This window comes from Nonomuraea sp. NPDC050790, assembly GCF_044456745.1.
Taxonomy (GTDB): Bacteria; Actinomycetota; Actinomycetes; order Streptosporangiales; family Streptosporangiaceae; genus Nonomuraea.
This window is the reverse complement of the sequence record NZ_JBITGF010000007.1, coordinates 1-20,710: the sequence shown is the minus strand read 5'-3', so window position 1 is coordinate 20,710 and position 20,710 is coordinate 1. Positions and strand designations below refer to the sequence as shown.

Annotated in this window: 15 protein-coding genes and 2 pseudogenes; 11 read left to right on the top strand and 6 right to left on the bottom strand. The window is 70.3% G+C overall.

Features of this window, described 5'->3' with window-relative positions; genetic code table 11:
• The first annotated feature begins 366 nt into the window (after positions 1-366).
• The 5 genes from ACIBEJ_RS32795 to ACIBEJ_RS32775 all read left to right on the top strand — a co-directional run bounded on the left by ACIBEJ_RS32795 (position 367) and on the right by ACIBEJ_RS32775 (position 5,540).
• Positions 367-1,485 (top strand): GNAT family N-acetyltransferase, encoded by a 1,119-nt coding sequence (locus tag ACIBEJ_RS32795; protein WP_397186754.1) that lies wholly within the window; start codon positions 367-369, stop codon positions 1,483-1,485.
• Between the two features lie 145 nt (positions 1,486-1,630).
• Positions 1,631-2,464, top strand: a complete 834-nt coding sequence (locus ACIBEJ_RS32790) for a glycosyltransferase family 2 protein (protein ID WP_397186753.1) — start codon at positions 1,631-1,633, stop codon at positions 2,462-2,464.
• A 16-nt stretch (positions 2,465-2,480) separates the two neighbouring features.
• The gene (locus ACIBEJ_RS32785; protein WP_397186752.1) at positions 2,481-3,410 is read left to right on the top strand and encodes a glycosyltransferase family 2 protein; all 930 of its coding nucleotides are present in this window, start codon (positions 2,481-2,483) and stop codon (positions 3,408-3,410) included.
• Positions 3,407-4,201 (top strand): polysaccharide deacetylase family protein, encoded by a 795-nt coding sequence (locus tag ACIBEJ_RS32780; RefSeq protein WP_397186751.1) that lies wholly within the window; start codon positions 3,407-3,409, stop codon positions 4,199-4,201. The genes ACIBEJ_RS32785 and ACIBEJ_RS32780 overlap by 4 nt, the downstream gene beginning before the upstream one ends.
• Positions 4,194-5,540: a lipopolysaccharide biosynthesis protein gene (locus tag ACIBEJ_RS32775; protein ID WP_397186750.1), complete on the top strand. Its 1,347-nt coding sequence runs from the start codon at positions 4,194-4,196 to the stop codon at positions 5,538-5,540. Before ACIBEJ_RS32780 ends, ACIBEJ_RS32775 begins: the two co-directional genes overlap by 8 nt.
• Here ACIBEJ_RS32775 and ACIBEJ_RS32770 read toward each other — a convergent pair.
• Complete coding sequence (locus ACIBEJ_RS32770) at positions 5,478-6,416, bottom strand: glycosyltransferase family 2 protein (protein WP_397186749.1); 939 nt, start codon at positions 6,414-6,416, stop codon at positions 5,478-5,480. The two genes, ACIBEJ_RS32775 and ACIBEJ_RS32770, sit on opposite strands and share 63 nt — an antisense overlap.
• A 63-nt stretch (positions 6,417-6,479) precedes the next feature.
• Between ACIBEJ_RS32770 and ACIBEJ_RS32765 the strand changes: the two genes are divergently transcribed.
• Entirely contained in the window at positions 6,480-7,658 is a 1,179-nt protein-coding gene (locus ACIBEJ_RS32765; RefSeq protein WP_397186748.1) for a DegT/DnrJ/EryC1/StrS family aminotransferase, read from the top strand.
• Between the two features lie 54 nt (positions 7,659-7,712).
• The gene (locus ACIBEJ_RS32760; protein WP_397186747.1) at positions 7,713-8,789 is read left to right on the top strand and encodes a glycoside hydrolase family 26 protein; all 1,077 of its coding nucleotides are present in this window, start codon (positions 7,713-7,715) and stop codon (positions 8,787-8,789) included.
• Positions 8,790-8,822: 33 nt separating this feature from the next.
• Here ACIBEJ_RS32760 and ACIBEJ_RS32755 read toward each other — a convergent pair whose 3' ends face one another.
• Positions 8,823-9,791, bottom strand: a complete 969-nt coding sequence (locus tag ACIBEJ_RS32755; RefSeq protein ID WP_397186746.1) for a helix-turn-helix domain-containing protein — start codon at positions 9,789-9,791, stop codon at positions 8,823-8,825.
• Between the two features lie 436 nt (positions 9,792-10,227).
• Here ACIBEJ_RS32755 and ACIBEJ_RS32750 point away from each other — a divergent pair, with 436 nt between their 5' ends.
• From ACIBEJ_RS32750 to ACIBEJ_RS32740, 3 genes and pseudogenes are all read left to right on the top strand, one after another.
• Entirely contained in the window at positions 10,228-13,254 is a 3,027-nt protein-coding gene (locus ACIBEJ_RS32750) for a glycosyltransferase family 2 protein (RefSeq protein WP_397186745.1), read from the top strand.
• On the top strand, positions 13,251-13,655 hold the full coding sequence (locus ACIBEJ_RS32745; protein ID WP_397186744.1) for a hypothetical protein: 405 nt from the start codon (positions 13,251-13,253) through the stop codon (positions 13,653-13,655). Before ACIBEJ_RS32750 ends, ACIBEJ_RS32745 begins: the two co-directional genes overlap by 4 nt.
• 600 nt (positions 13,656-14,255) lie before the next feature.
• Positions 14,256-14,412, top strand: a pseudogene (locus ACIBEJ_RS32740) (Tn3 family transposase); the annotation flags it as partial.
• A gap of 6 nt (positions 14,413-14,418) precedes the next feature.
• Here ACIBEJ_RS32740 and ACIBEJ_RS32735 read toward each other — a convergent pair.
• Complete coding sequence (locus ACIBEJ_RS32735; RefSeq protein WP_397187430.1) at positions 14,419-14,532, bottom strand: Tn3 family transposase; 114 nt, start codon at positions 14,530-14,532, stop codon at positions 14,419-14,421.
• Positions 14,533-14,684: 152 nt separating this feature from the next.
• Between ACIBEJ_RS32735 and ACIBEJ_RS32730 the strand changes: the two genes are divergently transcribed.
• On the top strand, positions 14,685-14,855 hold the full coding sequence (locus ACIBEJ_RS32730; protein WP_397186743.1) for a hypothetical protein: 171 nt from the start codon (positions 14,685-14,687) through the stop codon (positions 14,853-14,855).
• A gap of 185 nt (positions 14,856-15,040) precedes the next feature.
• Here the strand turns inward: ACIBEJ_RS32730 and ACIBEJ_RS32725 are convergent, their stop codons facing one another.
• The 3 genes and pseudogenes from ACIBEJ_RS32725 to ACIBEJ_RS32715 all read right to left on the bottom strand — a co-directional run.
• Entirely contained in the window at positions 15,041-15,751 is a 711-nt protein-coding gene (locus tag ACIBEJ_RS32725) for a hypothetical protein (RefSeq protein ID WP_397186742.1), read from the bottom strand.
• A 67-nt stretch (positions 15,752-15,818) separates the two neighbouring features.
• A complete protein-coding gene (locus tag ACIBEJ_RS32720) occupies positions 15,819-19,877 on the bottom strand; it encodes a LamG-like jellyroll fold domain-containing protein (RefSeq protein WP_397186741.1) in 4,059 nt (1,352 codons plus the stop codon).
• A gap of 344 nt (positions 19,878-20,221) precedes the next feature.
• Positions 20,222-20,416 (bottom strand): annotated as a pseudogene (locus tag ACIBEJ_RS32715) (Ig-like domain-containing protein); the annotation flags it as partial.
• Positions 20,417-20,710 lie beyond the last annotated feature (294 nt).

Genomic DNA, 20,710 nt, shown 5'->3' with positions numbered 1-20,710 from the left:
CTCCCGGATAGGGCATCCTGGGAGGCTTGGGGGAGCGTATCGGGATCAAGGCTCACATTTTTCGCCCGCTAACAGGCGTGCGAGAAACCTGGTGACCAGGTAAACCGGCACGTGCCGCCAGGCGTCGGCATTGACGCGCCCACAGCACGATTGGTCCCATGAATGGGCGATCAATCGTGCCATCACCGTTTTTAGAGCCAGGAGAGACGAGCAAGATGCCCGATCACGCCACTGGGACGCGGCTGAGAACCGATCCCGTTGCGGCTCCCTTCGGTCTGTTGCGTGATCGTGATGTGTTCGCCGCTCTATCAGGAGGAGCCAGGGCAACCCTCGGGGGAAGAACGTGCTGACCGAAGTGGGGGCCAGGTGAACATCACCGTCGTTCGCCCGGGAGACCTGGGCGAGAGCGAGAGGTCGCGCTGGCGGGAGTTGCAGACGGCCGACATGAGCCTGGACAACCCCTTCCTCTCGGTGGAGTTCGCCCTGGCGATGGACCGTCTGCGCGACTACGTCAGGACGGCGGTCGTGGAGGACGCCGGCGAGATCGTCGGATTCTTCCCCTACGAGCGCCATCACTTCGGCATCGGCAAGCCGCTCGGCGGCTTCCTCACCACCTGCCACGGCCTCATCGGCGTGCGGGGGGTCAAGGTCGAGGCCAAGGCGCTGCTGCGCGCGTGCGGGCTCAACGTCTTCGCCTTCGACCACATGGTCGCGGGGCAGCCGACGTTCGCGCCGTACGAGAGCGACGTGCGCCCGGCCGCGGTCATGGACTTCACCGCGGGCTACGAGGCCTGGCTCGCCCAGGTGAAGGAGAACTCCGCCAAGAACCTGAAGACCTGGCGGTACAAGGAACGCAAGCTCGCCAGGGAACACGGCGAGCTCCGCCTGTCCTGGGCCTCCACCGACCAGGGCGAGCTGCGCCAGTTGCTCGCCTGGAAGTCCGACCAGTACCGCAGGACGGGCCGGGTCGACAGGTTCGCGCAACCGTGGATCGTCGAGCTGACCGAGCAGATGCACGCCGAGCGCTCGCCCGGCTTCGCCGGCGTGCTCACCATGCTCTACGCCGGCGACGTCCCCGTGGCCGGCCACTTCGGACTGCGCACCGCCACGACACTGGTGGGCTGGTTCCCCGCCTACGACTCCGAGTTCGGGAAGTACTCGCCCGGCATCGTCCACCACCTCCGCATGGCGGAGGCGGCCGCCGGCGCGGGTCTGCACACGGTCGACATGGGCAAGGGTGGCAAGGATTACAAGCACTGGCTGAAGAGCGGCACGCTCCACGTCTCCGAAGGCCGCATCTCGCGGCCGTCCGCGGCGGCCGCCGCGCACTGGATCGGCAGAGTTCCCATCAACAAGGCGCGAACAATTGTCACTGATTCGCCGTCTCTCTATAGAGCGGCGGACCGCGTCTTGAAGGGCTTTGGGCGTATGCGTAGTACTCGCGGCCAAGAGTCAGACCTCAAAGAACCAACGGGAGCGCTCTAAGCACTCCCATCCCCTCGGCAGCACACACCAGCACCCTTACTCCCACTGGACCGGCAATGCATCGTTTACCGCTTTCGGCACCCCCACAGCACCCGGGTACGGCCGAGCGCGGCCTGCGGCGGGGTCCCGGAAGGATTGTTCCCGAATGAGTCCCGAGAACATCAGGCACAACGGCAAGGCGCAGGTCACCTCACTGCGGTCCATGCCGCCGCTTGAGCGTTTCACCCCTGTGACACCCCACCTGGCGATATCGCCCAGGGTCAGCGTGGTCGTGCCGGCGATGAACGAGGCGGAGAACCTGCCTCATCTCTTCGCCACCTTGCCCCAGTGGATCGACGAGGTCGTGCTCGTCGACGGCAACTCCGTTGACGACACCGTCGCGGTGGCCAGACGCCTGCGCCCGAGCCTGAGAATCGTCACGCAGACCGGCAAGGGCAAGGGCGACGCCCTGGCCGCCGGTTTCGCCGCCTGCACGGGCGACATCATCGTGATGATCGACGCCGACGGCTCCATGGACGGGAGAGAGATCATCTCGTTCGTGGGCGCGCTGGTGACCGGAGCCGACTTCGTCAAGGGCTCGCGCTACGCCACCGGCGGCGGCAGCGACGACCTGACCTTCGGCCGCAGCGTCGGCAACAAGGCCCTCACCGCGCTGGTCAACCTCATGTACGGCACCCGCTACACCGACCTGTGCTACGGCTACAACGCCTTCTGGGCCCACCATCTCGACGTGCTCGACCTGGACTGCGACGGCTTCGAGGTGGAGACCCTGATGAACGTGCGTGCCGCCAAGGCCGGGCTGACGATCCACGAGGTGCCCAGCCACGAACGGCACCGCATCCACGGCCAGAGCAACCTGCGCACCTTCCGCGACGGCTTCCGGGTGCTCAGCACCATCCTGCGCGAATGGCGGCGCCCGACCGCCCTCCCGCTCCCAGAACCGACCGCTACCCCCGCCGCCGACCGGGGCGTCGCTTAGCCACAAAGGCCCATCCGTGCTTACATCCGTCGTCATCTGCGTCTACACCGAGGAGCGCTGGGAGGACATCAGGCAGGCAGTGGAGTCGATCGAGAACCAGCGCCGCAGGGCACACGAGCTGATCCTCGTCGTCGACCACAACCCCGGTCTGCACCTCAAGCTCACCCGGGCCTACCCGAAGGCCGTCGTCGTGGAGAACTCCCACGAGCAGGGCCTTTCGGGCGGCAAGAACACCGGCGCCGACGTCGCCAGCGGTGATGTCGTCGCCTACCTGGACGACGACGCGGTGGCCGATCCTGGCTGGCTGGAGGCTTTGGAGGAGGGCTTCCAGGAACCAGGGGTGGTCGGCGTGGGCGGGCGCACCGAACCGCTGTGGGCGTCGCAGCGGCGTCCGCGGTGGTTCCCGCACGAGTTCGACTGGACCGTCGGCTGCAGCTATCGCGGCATGCCGGCGGTCCGCGCGCCCGTCCGCAACGTCATGGGCGGCAACGCGGCCTTCCTGCGCGAGGCCGTCACCGGCGTCGGCGGGTTCCACAGCGGCATCGGGCGCAGCGTCCAGGGGCGCAAGAGCCGGCCGCTGGGCTGCGAGGAGACCGAGTTCTGCATCCGGCTGACCCAGCGCAGGCCCGGGTCGGTCATGTTGTTCGAGCCGAGGGCCCAGATCGGGCACAAGGTGCCCAAGCAGCGCGAGACCTTCGCCTACTTCCGTTCCCGCTGCTACGCGGAAGGGTTGTCCAAGGCGCTGGTCACCCGCGAGGTGGGCGCGCAGGACGGCCTGTCCAGCGAGCGCGCCCACGCGCTCAAGGCGCTGCCCAAGGGCGCGCTGCGCGGCCTCGGCGAGGCGCTGCGCGGCGATCCGGGCGGGCTCGGCAGGGCGGGGGCGATCGTGGTCGGGCTGGCCTGGACCGCGTGGGGTTATGTCGTCGGCTCGTGGAGGCTGCGATGATCCGGGTGCCGATCCTGATGTACCACTCGGTCACCGACCGGCCCAACGAGGCGACCAGGCCGCTGGCCGTACGCCCGGGTGACTTCGCCGAGCAGGTGGCGTACCTGGCCGACGGCGGGTACACCCCGATGACCTTCGCAGACCTCGTCGCGGCGCTCAACCACAACAGCGTGCCCGAGAAGGCGGTCGTGATCACCTTCGACGACGGGTACGCCGACTTCCACTCCCACGCGCTGCCCGTCCTGGAGCGGCGCCGGATGCCCGCCACGATCTTCGTCACCAGCGGCTGGCTGGCCGACGCCGGCAAGGACGCGGCGGGCCGCCCCCTGGACGACATGCTCACCTGGGGCCAGGCCCGCGAGGCCGCCGCGAGCGGCGTCGAGATCGGCGGCCACAGCCACAGCCACCCGCAGCTCGACCAGTTGTCCGACGCCGACCTCCGCCAGGAACTGCGCAGGAACAAGGGCCTGCTGGAGGACAAGGTGGGCACGCCGGTCGTGACCATGGCCTACCCCTACGGCTACTCCAGCGCCCGGGTGCGCCGCGAGGTGCGCAGGGCCGGGTACTTCGCCGCCTGCGCGGTGAGCAACGCCATCGCCGCCGACCGGCACGACGTGCTGGCCGTGCCGCGGCTGACCGTGGCCAGGCGCACCAGCATGGACAGGTTCCGCCGCGCCGTCGAGGGCCGCGGCGTGCCGCTCATCTACCTGAAGGAACGTACGCTGACCAAGGGCTACGCGATCGTCCGCCGCGCGCGCTACGCGATGCGGCAGGTGTCCCCCGGTGACTGAGCGCGGCCTGAAGAGGTTCCTGCCCGCCGACCTCGACGACCCGCTGCTGCGCAGCGCCTACTCCCTCATGCTCAACGCCGGCGCGGGCGCCGTCATCGGGCTGGCCTACTGGACCGTGACCGCGCGTGTCTTCGACGAGAAGGACGTCGGCGTCGGCATGGCCATCCTGGCCGCGATGAGGTTCCTGGCCGCGATCACGTCCTTCGGCTTCGTCGGTACGGTCGCCCGCTTCGTCCCCGAGGCCGGCCGTCACACCGCCCGCTTCGTCGGCACCGTCTACGGCGCCGCCACCGGCCTGGCCGTCGCCGGCTGCGCGGTCTTCCTGCTCACGCTGACGAGCTGGGGCGAGACCTACAGCCTGCTGTCGGGCTGGACCGCCGGGATGGTCTTCACGGTCATGGTGATCGTCTGGAGCATCTGCACGCTGCAGGACGTCGTGCTGACCGGCCTGCGCAAGGCGCCCTGGGTGCCGGTGGCCAACCTGATCTTCTGGGTGGCCCGCTTCGCCGTGCTGGCGGTGTGCGCGCTGCTGCTGGCCAGGTCGGCCGGCGCCTCGGTCTCCTGGGCGGTGTTCCTGGCCTGGATCGCTCCCGGCCTCATCGTCTCCCTGTGCCTCAACACCGTCGTCTTCCGCAAGCTGATCCCCCAGCACGCCCGCCTCACCGCGGGCAAGACGCTGCCGCCCGCCCGCCAGATCGGCCGGTTCCTGGCCGGCGACTACGCGGGCTCGATCTTCACGCTGCTGTTCAACTACGGCGTGCCCGTGCTGGTCGCGGCCCAGGTCTCCAAGGAGATGAACGCCTACTACGGGCTGACCATCACCCTGGGCGCCATGCTGGAGATGCTCAGCTACACGATGGCCTCCTCGCTGACCGTCGAGGGCGCCTTCGACAAGGACACGCTGTCCGACAACTGCCGCAGGGCGCTGCGGCGCACGTTCGTCATCCTGACGCCGCTGGTCCTGGCCGCGACGCTGCTGGCGCCCGTGGCGCTGCTGCTGTTCGGCGAGGGGTACGCGCAGCACGCCGCCGACCTCATGCGGCTGATCGCGCTGGCGGCGCTGCCCCGTGCCGTGGTCGAGCTCTACCTGGGCGCGCTGCGGGCGTTGCGGCGGGCGGGGATGATCGTGTTCGTCCAGTTCGGGATGGCCGTGATGGCGATCGGCGGGGCGCAGTTGCTGCTGCCCGTCCACGGGATCACCGGGGTGGGCATCGCGATCCTGGCCAGCCAGACGATCACCGCGGTGGCGGTGCTGCCGGGCCTGTGGCGGATCGCCTCAGGGCGCGCCCAGCCCACGCGCCTCCATCCGCCGGACGACCCAGGTGGGGCTCAGGCGTAGCAGGGCGATGGCGGCCACGCCGTACGACCTGATCTCGCGCGGGTCGGTGGTGAAGGCCCGCAGCGACCAGCGCAGCGCCTCGGCGCGGCGGCCGACCGCGACCCTGGTGAAGGCGACCTGGCCGGCCAGGCGGGAGTAGCCCTTGCGGGAGGTGCGGATCTCCGGGTAGCGCTCCAGCAGCCACTGCAGGGCCTCGGCGATGACGTCCCAGCGGCCGGCGAAGTGCGACTGGGCGTGCATGCGGACGTGGAGGTGCTCCTCGGGCACGTGCACGATGGGCGCGCACCTGGCGGCGCGCAGGAGCATCTCGTAGTCCTCGCCGTAGCCGCTCGGGATGGTCTCGGAGAACAGGCCGACGGCCTCGCCGGTCAGGGCGGAGCGGCGGGCGAGGAAGCCGGAGGGGTGCATCGCGGGCTGGCGGCCGTCGAGCAGGTCGGCGAAGGGGACCCGTTCCTTCTCCAGGTGGATGTGACGGGTCCAGTCGTCGTGGACGATGAGCGAGCCGCAGGTGGCGAAGACGGCGTCGGGGTGGCGCTGGACCGCGCGGATCTGCGCGGTGATCTTCGTCGGCAGCCAGGTGTCGTCGTCGTCGCAGAAGGCGACCCACTCGACGGTGTCGGCGTGGGCGAGGATGCCGCTGTTGCGCGCGGCGGGCAGGCCGCGCGAGCGCTCGTTCCTGACCAGCAGGACCGGGCGGTCCGGGTCGGCTGAGGCCAGCTCGGGATCGGGGTCGCCGCCGTCGAAGACCACGACGGTGGTGACCTGACCCGGGTAGTCCTGGGACGTGATGCCCTTGAGGGTGTCCCTGATCATCTCCGGGCGGTCACCGCGCGTACACACCACGACGCCCACTTCGGGCCACGTGCCAGACTCCATGGAAAGACCCGCCTCGGGAGACAAGACCTGCGATCGCTGAAGATACAGCGTATCGTTCCAGGAGTGCCGAAGAACCAGGGAAAACAGGACGATGTCCTGACCGGTCCGCTGGTTCAGCGGACCGGTCTGCACGGCGTCTACCTGCCCTCCGCCAGGCTCGGGCTCTACCTCGCCTTCCGCGCGCTCGTGGCGCGCGGGACGCGCGTGCTGATGTCCCCGGTCAACTGCGAGACCGTGCTGTTCGCCGCCGTCGCCGCCGGGCTGCGGCCGGTCATGGCGCCCGTCTCGCCGGACGACGCGACCATCGACGTCGAGCGCGTCGACTGGAGCGGGATCGGCGCGGTCGTCGCCACCCACATGTACGGCCTGCCCGGCAGCATCGACCGCCTGGCCGCCGAGTGCGCGGCCAGAGGCGTGGTCCTGGTCGAGGACTGCGCCCACGCCTACCAGACCAGGCTCGGCGAGCGGCACGTGGGCACGTTCGGCGCGGCGGCGGCCTTCAGCCTGTCCAAGCACGCGCGGGCGGGCTCCGGCGGCGTCCTGCTGCTGCGCGAGGCCGAGGCCGCCAAGCACGTGGCGGCGACGCGCGACGAACTGCTCCTCGCCCCCTCCACCGCGGCCGAGCTGCGCACCGTCGCCGCCCCGATGCTGCGCGACGCCGTCTACGCGCTGCGCCTGAGCACCCCGGCCTGGCGGCTGGCCCGCGCGCTCGGCATCGAGGCCACCTACGTCAGCGACGACTCCCGCGCCCGCGACCTGGCCGCCGTGGGCGATCAGGATTTGCCCGCCTTCGACCGCTGGATGTCGGTCGGCTCCGGCGGCTACCGCAACGCCCACGGCCCGGTGCAGCGCCGCTTCGCCGCCGCCCGCCAGTGCACCGCCGAGCGCGAGCGGGCCCGGCGCGTGGCGGGCGTGCGGATGCTGGCCGGGCTGCCGGTGGCCGCCCCGGCGGTGCCCGCGCTGGCCGACCAGCCGCTCTTCCGGGTCCCGCTGCTGGTCGAGGAGCGTGACGCGGCGATCAGGGCGCTGGAGCGGCGCGGCGTCATCACCACCGCGCTGTACACGCCGCCGCTGGACGAGGACTTCGGCGCCCCGCTGACCGAGCCGGGACCCACCCCCGAGGTGGCCACGTGGTGGACCCGCCACGTGCTGCCCGTCGACCCGCTCCAGGCGGCCCGCGCGCTGCCGGTGCTGCGCACCCTCGCCGCGCCGGTACGGCCCGCCGTCAGTACAGCCGACTGACGGCGGCCTCCCTACACTGGAGGCCGATTCACGCATCGTCCGTACGGAGCCCCCATGCCTCAGGAGTCGGCGGGAAGACACGCCGTGCCCCGCAAGAGCCGCCGGGTCCTGTGGAGTCTGGTGGTCGGCTTCGCCGTCCTCGCCACCGGGACCGTCGTCTACCTCACGTCGTACTCCGACCCGGAGGCCGGCGCCGACGGCAGCCGTCCGTGCTCGTCGCCCGCCACGCTCAAGCAGGGCCCCGCGTGCGGCGCCTGGTGGGGCATCTACACCCCGCCGGCCAGCGGCGGCCTGTTCGGCTCGGTCAGCACGCTGGAGCGCCAGGTGGGCAGGAAGTTCGACGTCGTGTTCGCCTACCACGACATGTCCGAGACGCCCAACGGCCAGATGCTGCGCGACGACGAGCCCCAGCTCGGCCGCGACCGGCTCCTGCTGCTCGGCTGGGAGTCCGAGCGCTGGAACACCTCCGACAACATCCCCTGGGCCAGCATCGCCCGCGGCGAGGCCGACCACAGCGTGATCGACCCCCAGGCGCGGCGCATCAAGGAGTACGGCAAGCCCGTCCTGCTGGGCTTCGACGGCGAGATGGAGATGCGCAAGAACGCCGGCACCCCGGCCGAGTACGTGGCCGCCTACCGGCACATCGTCGACCGCTTCCGTCAGCTCGGCGTCACCAACGTGGCCTGGGTGTGGGGCGTCACCGGCTACTACCCGTTCCGCCACCGCTGGAAGCCGTTCTACCCGGGCGACGCCTACGTCGACTGGGTCAGCTACGACCCCTACAACTTCGCCCGCTGCCGCAACGCCCCGTGGCAGGACTTCAAGACGACGATCAAGCCTACCTACGACTGGTTCGTGAGCAACGGGTTCGGCAAGAAGCCGTTCATCCTGAGCGAGTACGGCAGCGAGCACGACCCGCGCGACGACCGGGCCCGCGGGCGCTGGTACGCCGACGTGCCCGGCGTGCTGGAGGACCTGCCCAACATCAAGGCGGTCGTCCAGTGGAACGCGGTGGACGCCGACGGCTGCGACTTCACGCTCACCGGGCCCGGCACGCTGGCCGAGTTCGGGCAGGCGGGCAAGGCCGCCTACGTACGGCAGAGCCTGCCCGCCGCCGTCACCCAGCCTTAGCCGGACCCCGTCGCCTTAGCCGGACCCGTCGCCTTAGCCGGACCCCGTCCAGGCGGGCCGGTCCACGGGCTCGAAGCGGAAGATCTGGTCGCGTTTGCCCGAGCAGGCGAGCTGGGCCAGTTCGGCGCCGGGGTGGATGTCGGCCTCGCCGTACAGGATGCCGAGACATTTGCCGCTGTGGACGGGGCGCAGCGTGAAGCCGGTGCGGGCACGCTCCAGCAGGAAGCGCTGGTGGGCGGCGGAGGTGCAGTCGATCGGGGCGACGAGCGCCTCGTCCTCGAGGTAGGCGCCGTCGACGCTCAGGCAGCCCACGCCCTGCTGCGGGTGGTGCCACTGGATCTCGTAGACGCCGGGGCCGAGGGACTTGAGGTAGGTGGCGGGCGGGTTGGCCGAGCAGGCGCGCTGGACGGCCACCGGGCGGTTGGTCCTGCCCGAGCGCTCGCGGCCCTCGCTCACGCACATGCCGCGGTCGGCGACGTGGGAGGGGGTCAGCCGGTACCAGCCGTCGCCGGGGGTCGGCTGCGCCGTGGCGGTTCTGCTCGCCGAGGCACGGCCCTCCAGGACGTCCCCCATGCCCCTGATGAGCGTGGGGGCGAACAGCAGCGCGACCGCGAGGCCGGCGGCGATGGCGATGGCCGCCCACCAGCGGCGTGCCAGGCCCGGCCGGTCGCGCGGCGGGGGCGCCGTGACGGGCTCGTCCTCCTCGCCGGTGTCGGGCTGCTCCTGGGCGCCCGTCGCCAGGGCCCGCCTGGCGCGGATCCAGCGCTCGGTCTCGGCCTCGTCCAGGCCGCAGGCGGCGGTGAAGGCCGCCACGAACTCCTCCCGCGGCAGCGTGGTACGGCCCAGCACGCCCGCCACGGTGCTCACCGGGAGCGCGCCCTCCGACGCCTCGGCCAGGCGGCGGAAGGTGAGGCCGCTCCAGCGGCGTAATCGGGCCAGCGCGGCGACGTACTCGGCGGCCGTCGTGGCCTGCGCAGGGTCGGGGGGACCGTCCTCGTCCAACGCCGCTTCTTCCGCTCGGAGCCCAGTCCCGGCTCGGGCGGTCATGTTAACAAATGATCTTTACGCGGGTCATCCCCCCGCCTGGCCGGCGGGGGGACGTCGGGACGGCCGGGTCAGCAGCAGATCTCTGCCCCGCGCCGGACCCTGTCGCGCGGCTGCCGCCGGGGCCGGAGCCGAAGCCGATGCCCCTGTTTCCGGCTTCGCGCCTCCTGACCACCTCGGTACGGACACGGGCGTGAGATGCGCATCGGGCGACCTCCGATGGAAGGGTTTCAAGGACCACCCCGAAGCTCGCCCAAGCCGGGGGCGACTGCCAAGATCGAACAGCGTTCCGAACTGTTCGGAACACTCCGGCCGAGACGACGATCAGGCATTCCGGACCGAGTAAAGTCACGGGTAGCCGTCGTTCAGCTCTGGGTCGGGAAAGGTACAAACAGTGGAGGGCAGGCAAGCCGACGAGGCGCTCGACGACGAGACGACACGTCAGCTGAAACGGCCCGCCGCCGACGCCGCGGCCGCACCCGCGGACGACGAGGCGACGAAGGTCGCCCGGTTGCCGCGGCCGCGTGCCGAGGAGGACGACGACGCGCCCACGGGCGTGCTGGTCTGGGACGCGCGCAAGCTGACCGCCCCGGCCGTGGCCGAGGACGACGACGAGGACGACGCCACCAGCACCCGGCCCATCCCGAAGATCACGGCTCCGCCGCCGCCTCCGGTCCAGGAAAAGGCGGTGCCCACGCTCACGGTGATCGTGGTCACCGGCGAGATGAGCGCCTGGCACCAGCTCCGCGTCACGCTCGCCTCCCTGCGCGCCCAGCTGGAGCCGCCCGAGCAGATCATCGTGGTCGTCGACCACTGCCCCGAGCTGGCCGAGCTGGCCCGTGGCGGGCTGGACGACGTCGTGGTGCTCCACAACGAGGGGCAGCGCGGCGTGGCCGCCGCCCGCAACCTGGGCCTGACCGTGGCGACCGGCGACGTGGTGGCCTTCCACGACGACGAGACCGCCGCGGAGCCCGACTGGTCCACGTGCCTGCTGCGGGCCTTCGACGACCGGCAGGTGCTGGCCGTGCGGAGCAACCTGACGCTGCGGTGGGTGGCGGGGCGGCCGAGGTGGTTCCCCGAGGAGCTCGCGTGGATCATGGGCGCCTCCTGCACCGGCTCGCCCGAGGAGGCGGGGCCGGTCGACGACCTCTACGGGGCGGGGGTGGCCTTCCGCCGTACCGCGCTGACCGAGGCGGGCGGCTTCCCTGCCGACCTCGACCACCAGTCGGGCGACGTGCTCGCCGAGCCGCCGGGCGGCGTCAAGGCCGAGCTGTTCCACCAGCTCATGGACCGCCACCCCAACGGCAGGGTCCGCTACGAGCCCTCCGCCCACCTGCGCGCGGGCATCTCCGCCCGGCGGGCCACCCGCGGCTACGTGATCTCCCGCTGCGTCGCGGAGGGCAAGTCGCTGGCCGCGGTCCCCCACCGCGACCGCGGGCGGCGGGCGCTCAGCCTGCACCTGGCCCAGCTCAAGTCCTCGCTGCCGCGCACGACCTTCCAGGCGATCACCGTCACCGGCCCCGGCAACGTCCGGCCGGGTCAGGCGCTGGTCACCCGGCTGCTCGCGATGGTCGCCACCGTCATCGGCTACATGAGCGGCCGCATGGACTCCACGCGCGCCGACCAGATCCCGGCGGCGGGCAACCTGACCTGGTTCGTGGCCCGAACCGCGCTGCCGGTCTCCACCATCCTGTGGGGCCTGTCGCTGCGCCGGGTCAACCTCGACCACATGACCGACCTGGGCCTGCTCACGGTCCTGCCCGCGACGTTCTGGATCGCGATCGTGGTCATGATCGTCGGGTTCGTGGCGCTGCTCAACGACCGGCACGCGCTGGAGCTGTGGCACGCCGGATACGCGCTGATCCTCATCGCGGTCCTGCACGCCACGCCCAGCCTGCTCTACCCGACGCTGCGCTACCCGTGGGCGTGGAAGCACGTCTCGGTCATCGACTACCTGATCAGGCACGGCGCCACCGACCCCGCGGCCGGATCGCTGTCGGCCTACCACCAGTGGCCCGGCTTCTTCTCCTTCTTCGCGCTCATGACCGAGGCGGCGGGGCTGGAGAACGCGCTCGACATCGCCAAGTGGGGCCCGCTGGTCTTCAACGTGGCCACGCTGCTGCCGCTGCTGCTGCTGTTCAGGACCGTGACCCGCAACAGGCAGCTCATCTGGGGCGGCATCTGGGTGTACTTCTCCTGCTCGTGGGTCGGGCAGGACTACTTCTCGCCGCAGGCCACCACGCTGGTGCTCTACCTCATCGTGCTGGCCGTGGTCGTACGCAGGTTCAGACGGGGGCCCATCAGGGCCGGGGACGACCCCCACGGGCTGGCCGCGGAGCCGCCGCCCATGACCACGACCTACGCCCGGCTCACCTGGACGCTGCTGCTGATCATCCCGATCGCCGCGATGGCCTCCTCCCACCAGCTCACGCCGCTGATGCTGGTGGCGACGCTCGGGTTCCTGTTCGTCCTGCGCCGCTACCGCAACTTCGGCATCCTGCTGGTCAGCGCGGCGCTGGCCGGCGGATGGGCCGTGGGCATCGCCTGGCAGGTGCTCGAAAGCAAGATCAACTACATCGTCGGCTCGCTCGGCGACGCCGGGGGCAACCTCGACGCCGGGCTCGTGGCACTCGGCGACGTCGCGCCCGGCCAGGTGATCGTCGCCTACGCCGACCGCGCCCTGTCCGTGGGCCTGTGGCTGCTGGCCATCGGCGGCGCCGTCCTGCGCCGGCAGTGGCTGCGCCGTCCGGGCCTGCCGCTGCTCATGATCGGGCTGGCGCCGCTGACCTTCTTCGCGGCCGGCAGCTACGGCGGCGAGATCCTCTTCCGCGTCTACCTGTTCACGCTGCCGCTGACCGCCTTCCTGGCCGCCGCCGTCTTCCTGCCCAGCAAGCGCGCGTTCGTCCGGCTCCTCGTCCTGCCCGTCGTGCTGCTGCTGATGGTCGCCGGCTTCTTCTTCGGCAACTACGGCAAGGAACAGGGCAACTACTTCACCCTCGACGAGGTCGAACTCGTCAAGGAGCTCCACCGGATCGCCCCCGTCAACTCGCTCATCGTGGCGCCCACGTTCTTCCTGCCCGGCGCCTACGACCAGTACGAGCGCTTCGACCAGAGCTGGCTCGACGAACTGCCGCCCTCGCGCGAGGCCGTACCCAACCTGCCGTCCTACGTGCCGACGCTCGCCGAGTTCGTCGACAAGCCGGCGCCGTCGCTGATCAACCTCATGTCCAAGCTCCCGCCCGGCGCCAAGGGCTACCTCGTCCTCAACCGGACCCAGCGGCCCGCCACCGAGACGCCGGGCATCCTGCCCAAGGGCACCATCGACCGGCTCAAGCGGGAGGTGGAGGCGTCCAAGCGGTTCAAGCGGGTGCTGCACAACCCCGGTGGGGACGTCTACGAACTGCTTCCGGAGAAATCATGACGTTCTCGCGGGTGTCGCTGGTGCTGCTCGGGCTGTCCGGGTGGGTGGCCGTGCTGGTCGGGCACCTGGCCGCCGGGTCGGCGGTGCGGGTGGTGGTGACCATCGTGTTCCTGGTGCTGTGCCCGGGGGCGGCGGTGCTGGGGCTGGTGCGGCCGCTGCTGGGGCGGCGGGATCACACGGGTGACGCGATGGAGAGCGCGGCGCTGGCGTTCGCGATCAGTGTGGGGCTGGGGATGCTGGTCAGCGAGGCGTACTTCCTCACGGGCACGTTCACCATGGACCGGGCGCTGATCACCCTCGCCGCCGCCACCAGCGCCGTCTCCCTCCTCGCCCTCATCACCACCTCCCGCGCCCGCTCCCCCCTCCCCCGCCGCACCGACGTCCTCCGCCGCCGTCCCTGACCCTTTCGTCGTTCCGCGTTGGTTTCGTGCGCTGTTGCGGCACTGCGCGCCTTTCCCGCTACGGCGCGCAAGCCCTCGCCGTTTCGGCGGGCCCTCGCCGTTTCGGCGAGCAAGCCCTTTCTGTTACGGCAAGCCCAGCGGGCACCTCCCGCCGTCGTGGGCGCGCATCCGTGCGAGGCCGGCCGGCAGTCGGACGGGGTTCTCGCCGTTACGCCGCCCGGTTGGCCGGTTCCCGTGCCCCATGCCGGCCACCGTGCCGGCGCGCCGGTCGCCGCCGTCCCCCGTCCCGCCGTCTCGGCGCTTGAAAACCGCTTGGGCTGCCGGTTCCTGGGCCGCTGGCTAGGGGGTTCGGGGTGTTGGTCGGGCTGGTGTGGCAATCAGGCTGGCCAGACTGGCGGAGCTGCGGGTGATGCTGGAGGACGTGGTGGCGACGGCCTCGACGCAGGCGATGGCCGATGCGCGGGATGAGAGGTAGGGGCTGCACCGGATCGGCCGGCAAGTGGGAATGTCGCACGAACAGGTACGGCGGATGCTGGCCGAGTCGTCGCCCGCTCCGGAACGCGCCTGAACCCCCGTTGGGGAGACCTGGCCTGCTCCTCCAACGACGAACTGCTGCGCCGCCGGGTCAACACCCAGCTGAACCGGCAAGAAGCCCGTCACACCCTGGCCCGCAAGATCTTCCACTGACAGAAAGGCGAGCTGAGGCAGAGGTATAAGGAAGGCCAGGGAAGATCAACTCGGGGCGCTGGGGTTGATAGGAAGTTCAGCCACTCAAAACGAGCGGGGACAACCGGGCGATGTCGGCGGTGGCGGTCTTCTTGCCCTCGGCACGGATCTGCTCCAGCGCCCGCGCCGTGTAGACCGTGTTCCACAAAATGTGGACATTGGTCTTGGGCCGCTACAACTTCTCGCTGCCCAAGGCGGTGCGGGAGGGCAGCTTCCGGCCGCTGCGCATCCCCGGCTCAGCATCGCCGGCGCACCTTCGGGACCCGACGCCCTCGACGAGGGCGCACCGCCGCTCCGATTCCGGTGCTGCTGTTCGAGCCGCGACGTGCCATCCGCATGCCCCTGCCCAACGGCGCCCAGCAGGAGATGCAGCTCGAACACATCATCCAAGCCGGATTCCAGCAGTGGAGAGCCATGCTGGGGATGGAGGCGCTCGCGGACTGGAGCGTGCGGCAAACCCATCGGGGCGTTTGAACGGTGGGACGCCGGTGGCTTCTAGGCCCGGGGACCCATCGACCTGCCGGGCCGATGGGTAGCCCATGCCGAGCAACTCGGCCACGTCATGGCCGCCTACAACCTGCAGACTCCTGATCTGACGCATGTCCACACGTCCGACGTGCTACCGGAAAGCTTGATCGGGAAGACCTAACGGAGTCCTCCTAGTTGTCGATCAGGTAGCAGGAATGGACGCCCTGCATCCAGTCATGGCCGAACTCCGTGCCGGTGACGCGGCCGATGAGCACGAAGGCGGAGGTGACGCACTCCGCGAGGGGTGGGCTGTAACCGTCAAGGGACAGCTGAGTGAAATCCTCCCACTCGGCGGGTATGTCCTCCTCGTCCTCCTCCCCATGCGTCTCCGACCAATCTTCGTAGGCGAGCCAGCCGGGCAGCAGGTCGGGATGGGTTCGCCAACTCGTGTCCGCCCAGTCGAACCGCAGCCCTTCCGCGTAGACGTCGAGCGCGTGCGGGTCGCCGCCGCGACGAGCCCTGGGCCGAGTGATACTCATCTCGGTCAGGTAGCCGCCGTCGGCCGCGTACAGGAGGGTGCCGGGATCGTTCACATGCCAGCTCAGCCCGAGAGCCCGGCCGCCCGTTGACAGCTCGTCGAGAGCGTCGATGGCCTGAACGCCGTGGTACTGCACCACCTGGGTCCATCGATCATTCAACCGGCCGACCCACACCACGCCCTCGTCTTCAGAGAAGTCGCGCTTCCCCAGCTCCGCCCAGCTCAGCTGAACTTCGCTCCCGAGATCCGCGCCCATGAGCCGCGCCGTGTCGTGCACTCCCCAGTTCTCCACCCATAGGCCCAGGAATTCCTGGCCCATGCCGTAGGACCGGGAGAGATGCCACAGCCGCTCCTCATCTCTCACATTTCCTCCTCGCTAATCGGTACAGAGGCCGCCGGTACGGCTTTCGCCGCGCCGGCGGCCCGCGTTTCTACTTGAGATGCACCCAGAACTTGTCGTTGGCGAGCACCCGATATCTGGCGTAGAAGATATTCAGGTGCCTGCCGGCACTCGTGTTCTGGCTACCCAGGATGCTCTTCACCGAGAAGTTCTTCGCCCCGTACCTGTCATGGACGAACGCGGCGCCCTGCTTGGTCGAGGCGAACGGGAACTCATCGCACTGCTCCCATTTCGTCTTGTCCTTCTCACCGTTGAGCTTACGCGGCCGATCATCGAAGAACTCGTCGCAGACCTCGTCCTTCGCGTCCTGGTTGGCCCTGTACCGTGGGTCCTTGCTAGTGATTCTGGACAACGCTTCCCCGCTCGGCCACTTGCCGGGGAAGTGCTTGGGTCCGTCGGTCTTGAAGGGCACGGTGTCCTGCGGACGGGTATAGGCCATCTCGATATGACGGGCGACCGCTCCGTTGTCGAGGTCGAGGCGTGACATCTCGTAGACCCGGTTCGAACCGTAGAATACGCATCCGCCTTTATAGGTGGCCGTCTTCGCGCCCATGGAGAGACTGTCGCAACGAACTGTGGGTGCCCCCGCAGACTTGTCGTTCTCGGGCTTACCCCACGCGGAGACCGCAATCTTGTCCCAGTCTCCCGCGTGCACCGGGTCGTTGTAGACCATCCAGGGCCGGATCGAGCACCGGCTGGCCCTTCCCGTGCCGAAGGCCGAATGGAAGATGAAGACGTCGTCTCCGTCGTCCATCCACTTCCTGACGGGCCCGGTGCGTGTCAGGCCACCGTCGTCTCCGGAGGAGAACACCTTGACGCAGTCGTTGGTGCCTCGGGCGACGTCCACCTGCAGCTTGAAGCTCTGGTACAGATCGTCGGGATCGGTGCCGCCCACGCCGAGCAGCATGGCCCAGAAGTCGTCGTCCACCGTCCAGAAGTTGTCGACTCTGGTCCATACCTTGATGTCGCGGGGTGACAGGCTGGTTCCCGCCCCGCCGATCACGCTCAGTCCGTCCTCGGAGCCGAGGTAGCTGTGCATGACCACGGTCATGTCGAAGTTGAGATAGTCCTGCACGGAGGTGGTCGTCACCATGCACCTGCAGTGCTTGCTGTACTTCGTACTCCTTTCGTAGATCGCGAAGTTGAGGTGGCGGCTCCAGCAGCCGTTGTAGGGCGAGATGGAGTCCCAGCCCTCGCCGCCGTTCCACTGGTCGGCGTCGCCGACGCGCTGGTCGCGGCCCCGCTCGCAATCCTCCAGGGACATGTGGCCGTACGAGAAGTCGTTCGCCACCTGGGTGGACGCCTTCGCCGACGGCGAGGCGAGAGGAGCAGGCGTGGATTGCGGCGCCCGAAGTGCGCCGATCTCCGCCGATGTCAGGTTCTTCAGATGGACGCGGACGTCGTCGATGCTGCCCACCATGGAGGTGCCCACGGTCATGGGCCGGGAGGCGTTCCATGCCGGGAAGGTGAGCGTGGCCGTACCGACGGCTGTGCCGTTGAGGTGGATCGTGGCGGTCCTGGTGGCGGCGTCGTAGACACCGGCCAGGTGGAACCACTCGTCCGCCGGCGCTTCCACGCCGGAGCGCACGCCCTCGACGGCGGCGTCGGCGGCGTCGGAGCCGGTGAAGGTGAACACCAGCCCGTGCTCCCGGTCGTTGCCCAGCCGGAAGGGAGCCTGGTGCTCGCCCTTCTGCTCGACGACGCTGTAGGCGCCGTCCTTGTCGCTCCAGCGCAGCCAGGCGGCCACGGTGAAGCTCTGGTCGGTACGCACGACCGGCCCCTCGGTCCGGGCCAGCGGCTCCTCTCCCGGCTCGATCAACCCTGCGACAGCCTGCTGCCAGTCCGACCATTTGGAGGACAGGCCCCCGCTGGTCGCACGGACCCGCCAGCGGATCTGCCACCCTTCGACGAGCGTGTTCGCGGGTACGCTCACCCGAGCCTCGGCGCCGGACGGACTGTCCGCGGCCGACCCCGTCCAGATCGGCCCACTGCCCTGACCGGACGACGCGCCCGGATCGTGTTCCACGACGAACTCCACCGTGGACGCCGCGCCCTCGGGATGGGTCGCCTTGGCGCTGAGCGTCGGGGTCAGCGAGCGCGTGGTGACCTGACCGGTGCCCGACATGAGCGGGGCGATGGCCAGGCTACCGACCGACGGCTTGGGCAGGTCGACGGTCACCTTCTTCCAGGGCGACCACGCGGAAGCCGCGTTCGCTGAGACGGCGCGGGCGCGCCACCGCACGGCCTGCTCGTCCGCGAGCTTGCCCGCTGGTACGGCGAGCGCGGCCTGGGCGCCGGCGTCCAGGCCGGTGACGGACCCGGTCCAGATCTGGCCGTCGCCCTGTCCCGCGTCCGGGTCGTGCCAGACCTCGAACTCGGCCGTCAGCGCGTCACCGCGCGGGTCGGCTACCGTGGCGCGCAGCGTCGGGGTGAGGGTGCTCGTGACGAGCTTGCCCGCCACCTCAGCGGCCGGGGTCACCTGCAGTTCGCTGATCGACGGCTGGGAGTCCGGCCGGTCCACGCGCAGCTTCTGCCAGCCCGACCACGCCGACGTCAGTCCGGCGACCTGCGAGCGGACCCGCCAGCGCACCGCCGAACCGTCGTCCAGCTTCCCTGCCGGGACGCTCACACTGGCCGCGCTGCCCGCCGCCAGTCCTTCCACGGCGCCGGACCAGATCGGCCCGCTGCCCTGGCCCGCGTCCGGATCGTGTTCGAGCTCGAACTCCGCCTTCATGGTCCCGCCTGGCGCGTAGGTCACCGTGGCGTGCAGCGACGGCGTGACGACGTCGGTGACGACGGCGCCGCCGACCGCGGTGGATGGCGTGACCTGCAGCCCGGTGACACCCGGCTTGGGAACGTCCACGAGCAGGGCCTGCCAGTCCGACCAGGCCGAGTCGGCGCTGGGCGAGGTCGCGCGGACCCGCCAGCGTACGTGCCAGCCGTCGGCCAGCGTCCCGGCGGGAACGGCGACCGCGGCCTGGGCGCCCACGGCCACCCCGGTGACGGACCGGCTCCAGAGCAACCCGCTACCCTGCCCTTCCGGAGCGGCGGGATCGTGCTCGACCTCGAACTCGGCAGTCAACGGCTCGCCTCGGGGATCGGTCACGGTGGTGCGCAGTTCCGGTGTGAGCGTGGAAGTGACGGTCCTGCCGCCGACCGCACTGGAGGGGACGACCTGCGGCTCGCGGACCTGCGGTGCCGAGTCCGGCCGGTTGACCTTCAGCACCTGCCAGGCCGACCAGCCCGAGGTGGTCGTCCCGGCGACCGCCTGCACGCGCCAGCGCACCCGCCAGCCGTTGACGAGGGTCCCGGCGGGTACGCCTGCCGTCGCCACGCTGCCCGATGCGACGTTGTCGACGGCCACCGACCAGATGCGGCCGGTGCCCTGTCCCGCCGGTGCGCCCGGGTCGTGCTCGATCTCGAACTCCACCCGCGAGGCGCTGCCCTGGGGATGGCCGATCGAGGCCCGTAGTTCGGGGGTGAGCGTCGAGGTCTCGGTGACCTCGGAGACGACCTGGGAGGGCACGACCTGAGAATCGATGACCGACGGATCGGTCGCCGGGTCGGGCAGATCGACGCGGAACACCTGCCAGGAGGTCCACCCCGGGCTCGAGCCCGGCGTCGTGGCCTTGACCCGGAACTCGTACTTCACCTGGTCCGCCAGGATGCCCGGCGGGACGGTCACGACCGCCTGCCCGCCGGAGGAAACGGCGGCCACCGCGGTGGACCAGCGGACGGTGTCGGTGGCCCAGTCCGCCACCTGCACGTCCACTGTGGACGCGCCGCCCAGCGGGTCGGTGATCCGCGCCCGCAGCTCCGGCGTCCTGGTCGAGGTGACGGTCTCGCCCCCGACCGTCATAGACGGGCTGACCTGGAACTGGTCCACGACCGCCTCGGGCACGTCCGCTGTGAAGTACTGATAGATCGTCCAGGCGGGGGTGGATCCAGGCGTGGTCGCCTTGACCCGCCACTCGTACTTGACGCCATCAACGAGCTTGGCCGCCGGAACCACGATCGACGCCTGCGTACCGGAGGCGACATCCGCCACCGAACCCGACCACACCACCACGTCGTCGGAGTAACGCGCCACCTCGAACGACACTGTGGAGGCGGCGCCGGTGTGTCCACCGTCGCGGTCGCCTTCAGCGTCGGCGTCAGCGAGGGCGAGTACGTGGTGTCCGCGTTCACCCGCGAAGGCTGAAGCTCCAGCCCCGAGACCACCGGCGGGCCGGCCATCGCGCCCGCGCGCAGCCCGCGCTGTTGCGGCGCCACGGCCTGCGTGTTCGTCAGCGCCTGGTTCACCTTGCCGGGTGTCCAGGTGGCGGAGTCGTTCAGCTTGGCCGCGTGGCCGTTGCCCGAGGAGTCGGCCGCGGTGGAGCCCGTTCCCTCGTCGAGCTTCCAGTGGGCGGCCAGCGAACTGACCGTGAACGACCACGGGTGGGCGTCCATCTTGTTGTCCGAGCCGTCACGGGCCCCGCCGGCGAGCGCGGTGTACCTGGCTCCCGGCGTCAGCGGCCCGCTCGGCGTGAACGTCAGTACCTTGTTGTCGGCGTCCATGGCCGAAGTGCTCTCGACCACCGTGCCCTGGGCGTCCTTGACCTCCAGGACAGCGCCGGTGGCCGCTTCGTCTAACGTGACACTAAACCCGGTTCACCATTCCACTCCTGCTGGCAGACCGGGTTCTCGCCGTTGCGCCGCCCGGTTGGCCGTTTCCCGTGCCCCATGCCGGCCACCATGCCAGCGCACCGGTCGCCGCCGTCCCCCGTCCCGCCGTCTCGGCGCTTGAAAACCGCTTGGGCTGGCGCTTCCTGGGCCGCTGGCTAGTGCCGTGACCGGAAACGATCACCGGGTTGGCGCGTAGGACGGTCCTGCCGGTTGGATGAGCTGATCACGTTCGTTCAGCGGTCGGGAGGCCCAGTGACG

What these genes read in the sequence shown, in the direction of transcription:
- ACIBEJ_RS32790 (WP_397186753.1), top strand. Translation starts at nt 1,631, where the DNA reads ATGAGTCCCGAGAACATCAGGCACAACGGCAAGGCGCAGGTCACCTCA.
- ACIBEJ_RS32780 (WP_397186751.1), top strand. Translation starts at nt 3,407, where the DNA reads ATGATCCGGGTGCCGATCCTGATGTACCACTCGGTCACCGACCGGCCC.
- ACIBEJ_RS32770 (WP_397186749.1), bottom strand. Translation starts at nt 6,416, where the DNA reads ATGGAGTCTGGCACGTGGCCCGAAGTGGGCGTCGTGGTGTGTACGCGC.
- ACIBEJ_RS32760 (WP_397186747.1), top strand. Translation starts at nt 7,713, where the DNA reads ATGCCTCAGGAGTCGGCGGGAAGACACGCCGTGCCCCGCAAGAGCCGC.
- ACIBEJ_RS32745 (WP_397186744.1), top strand. Translation starts at nt 13,251, where the DNA reads ATGACGTTCTCGCGGGTGTCGCTGGTGCTGCTCGGGCTGTCCGGGTGG.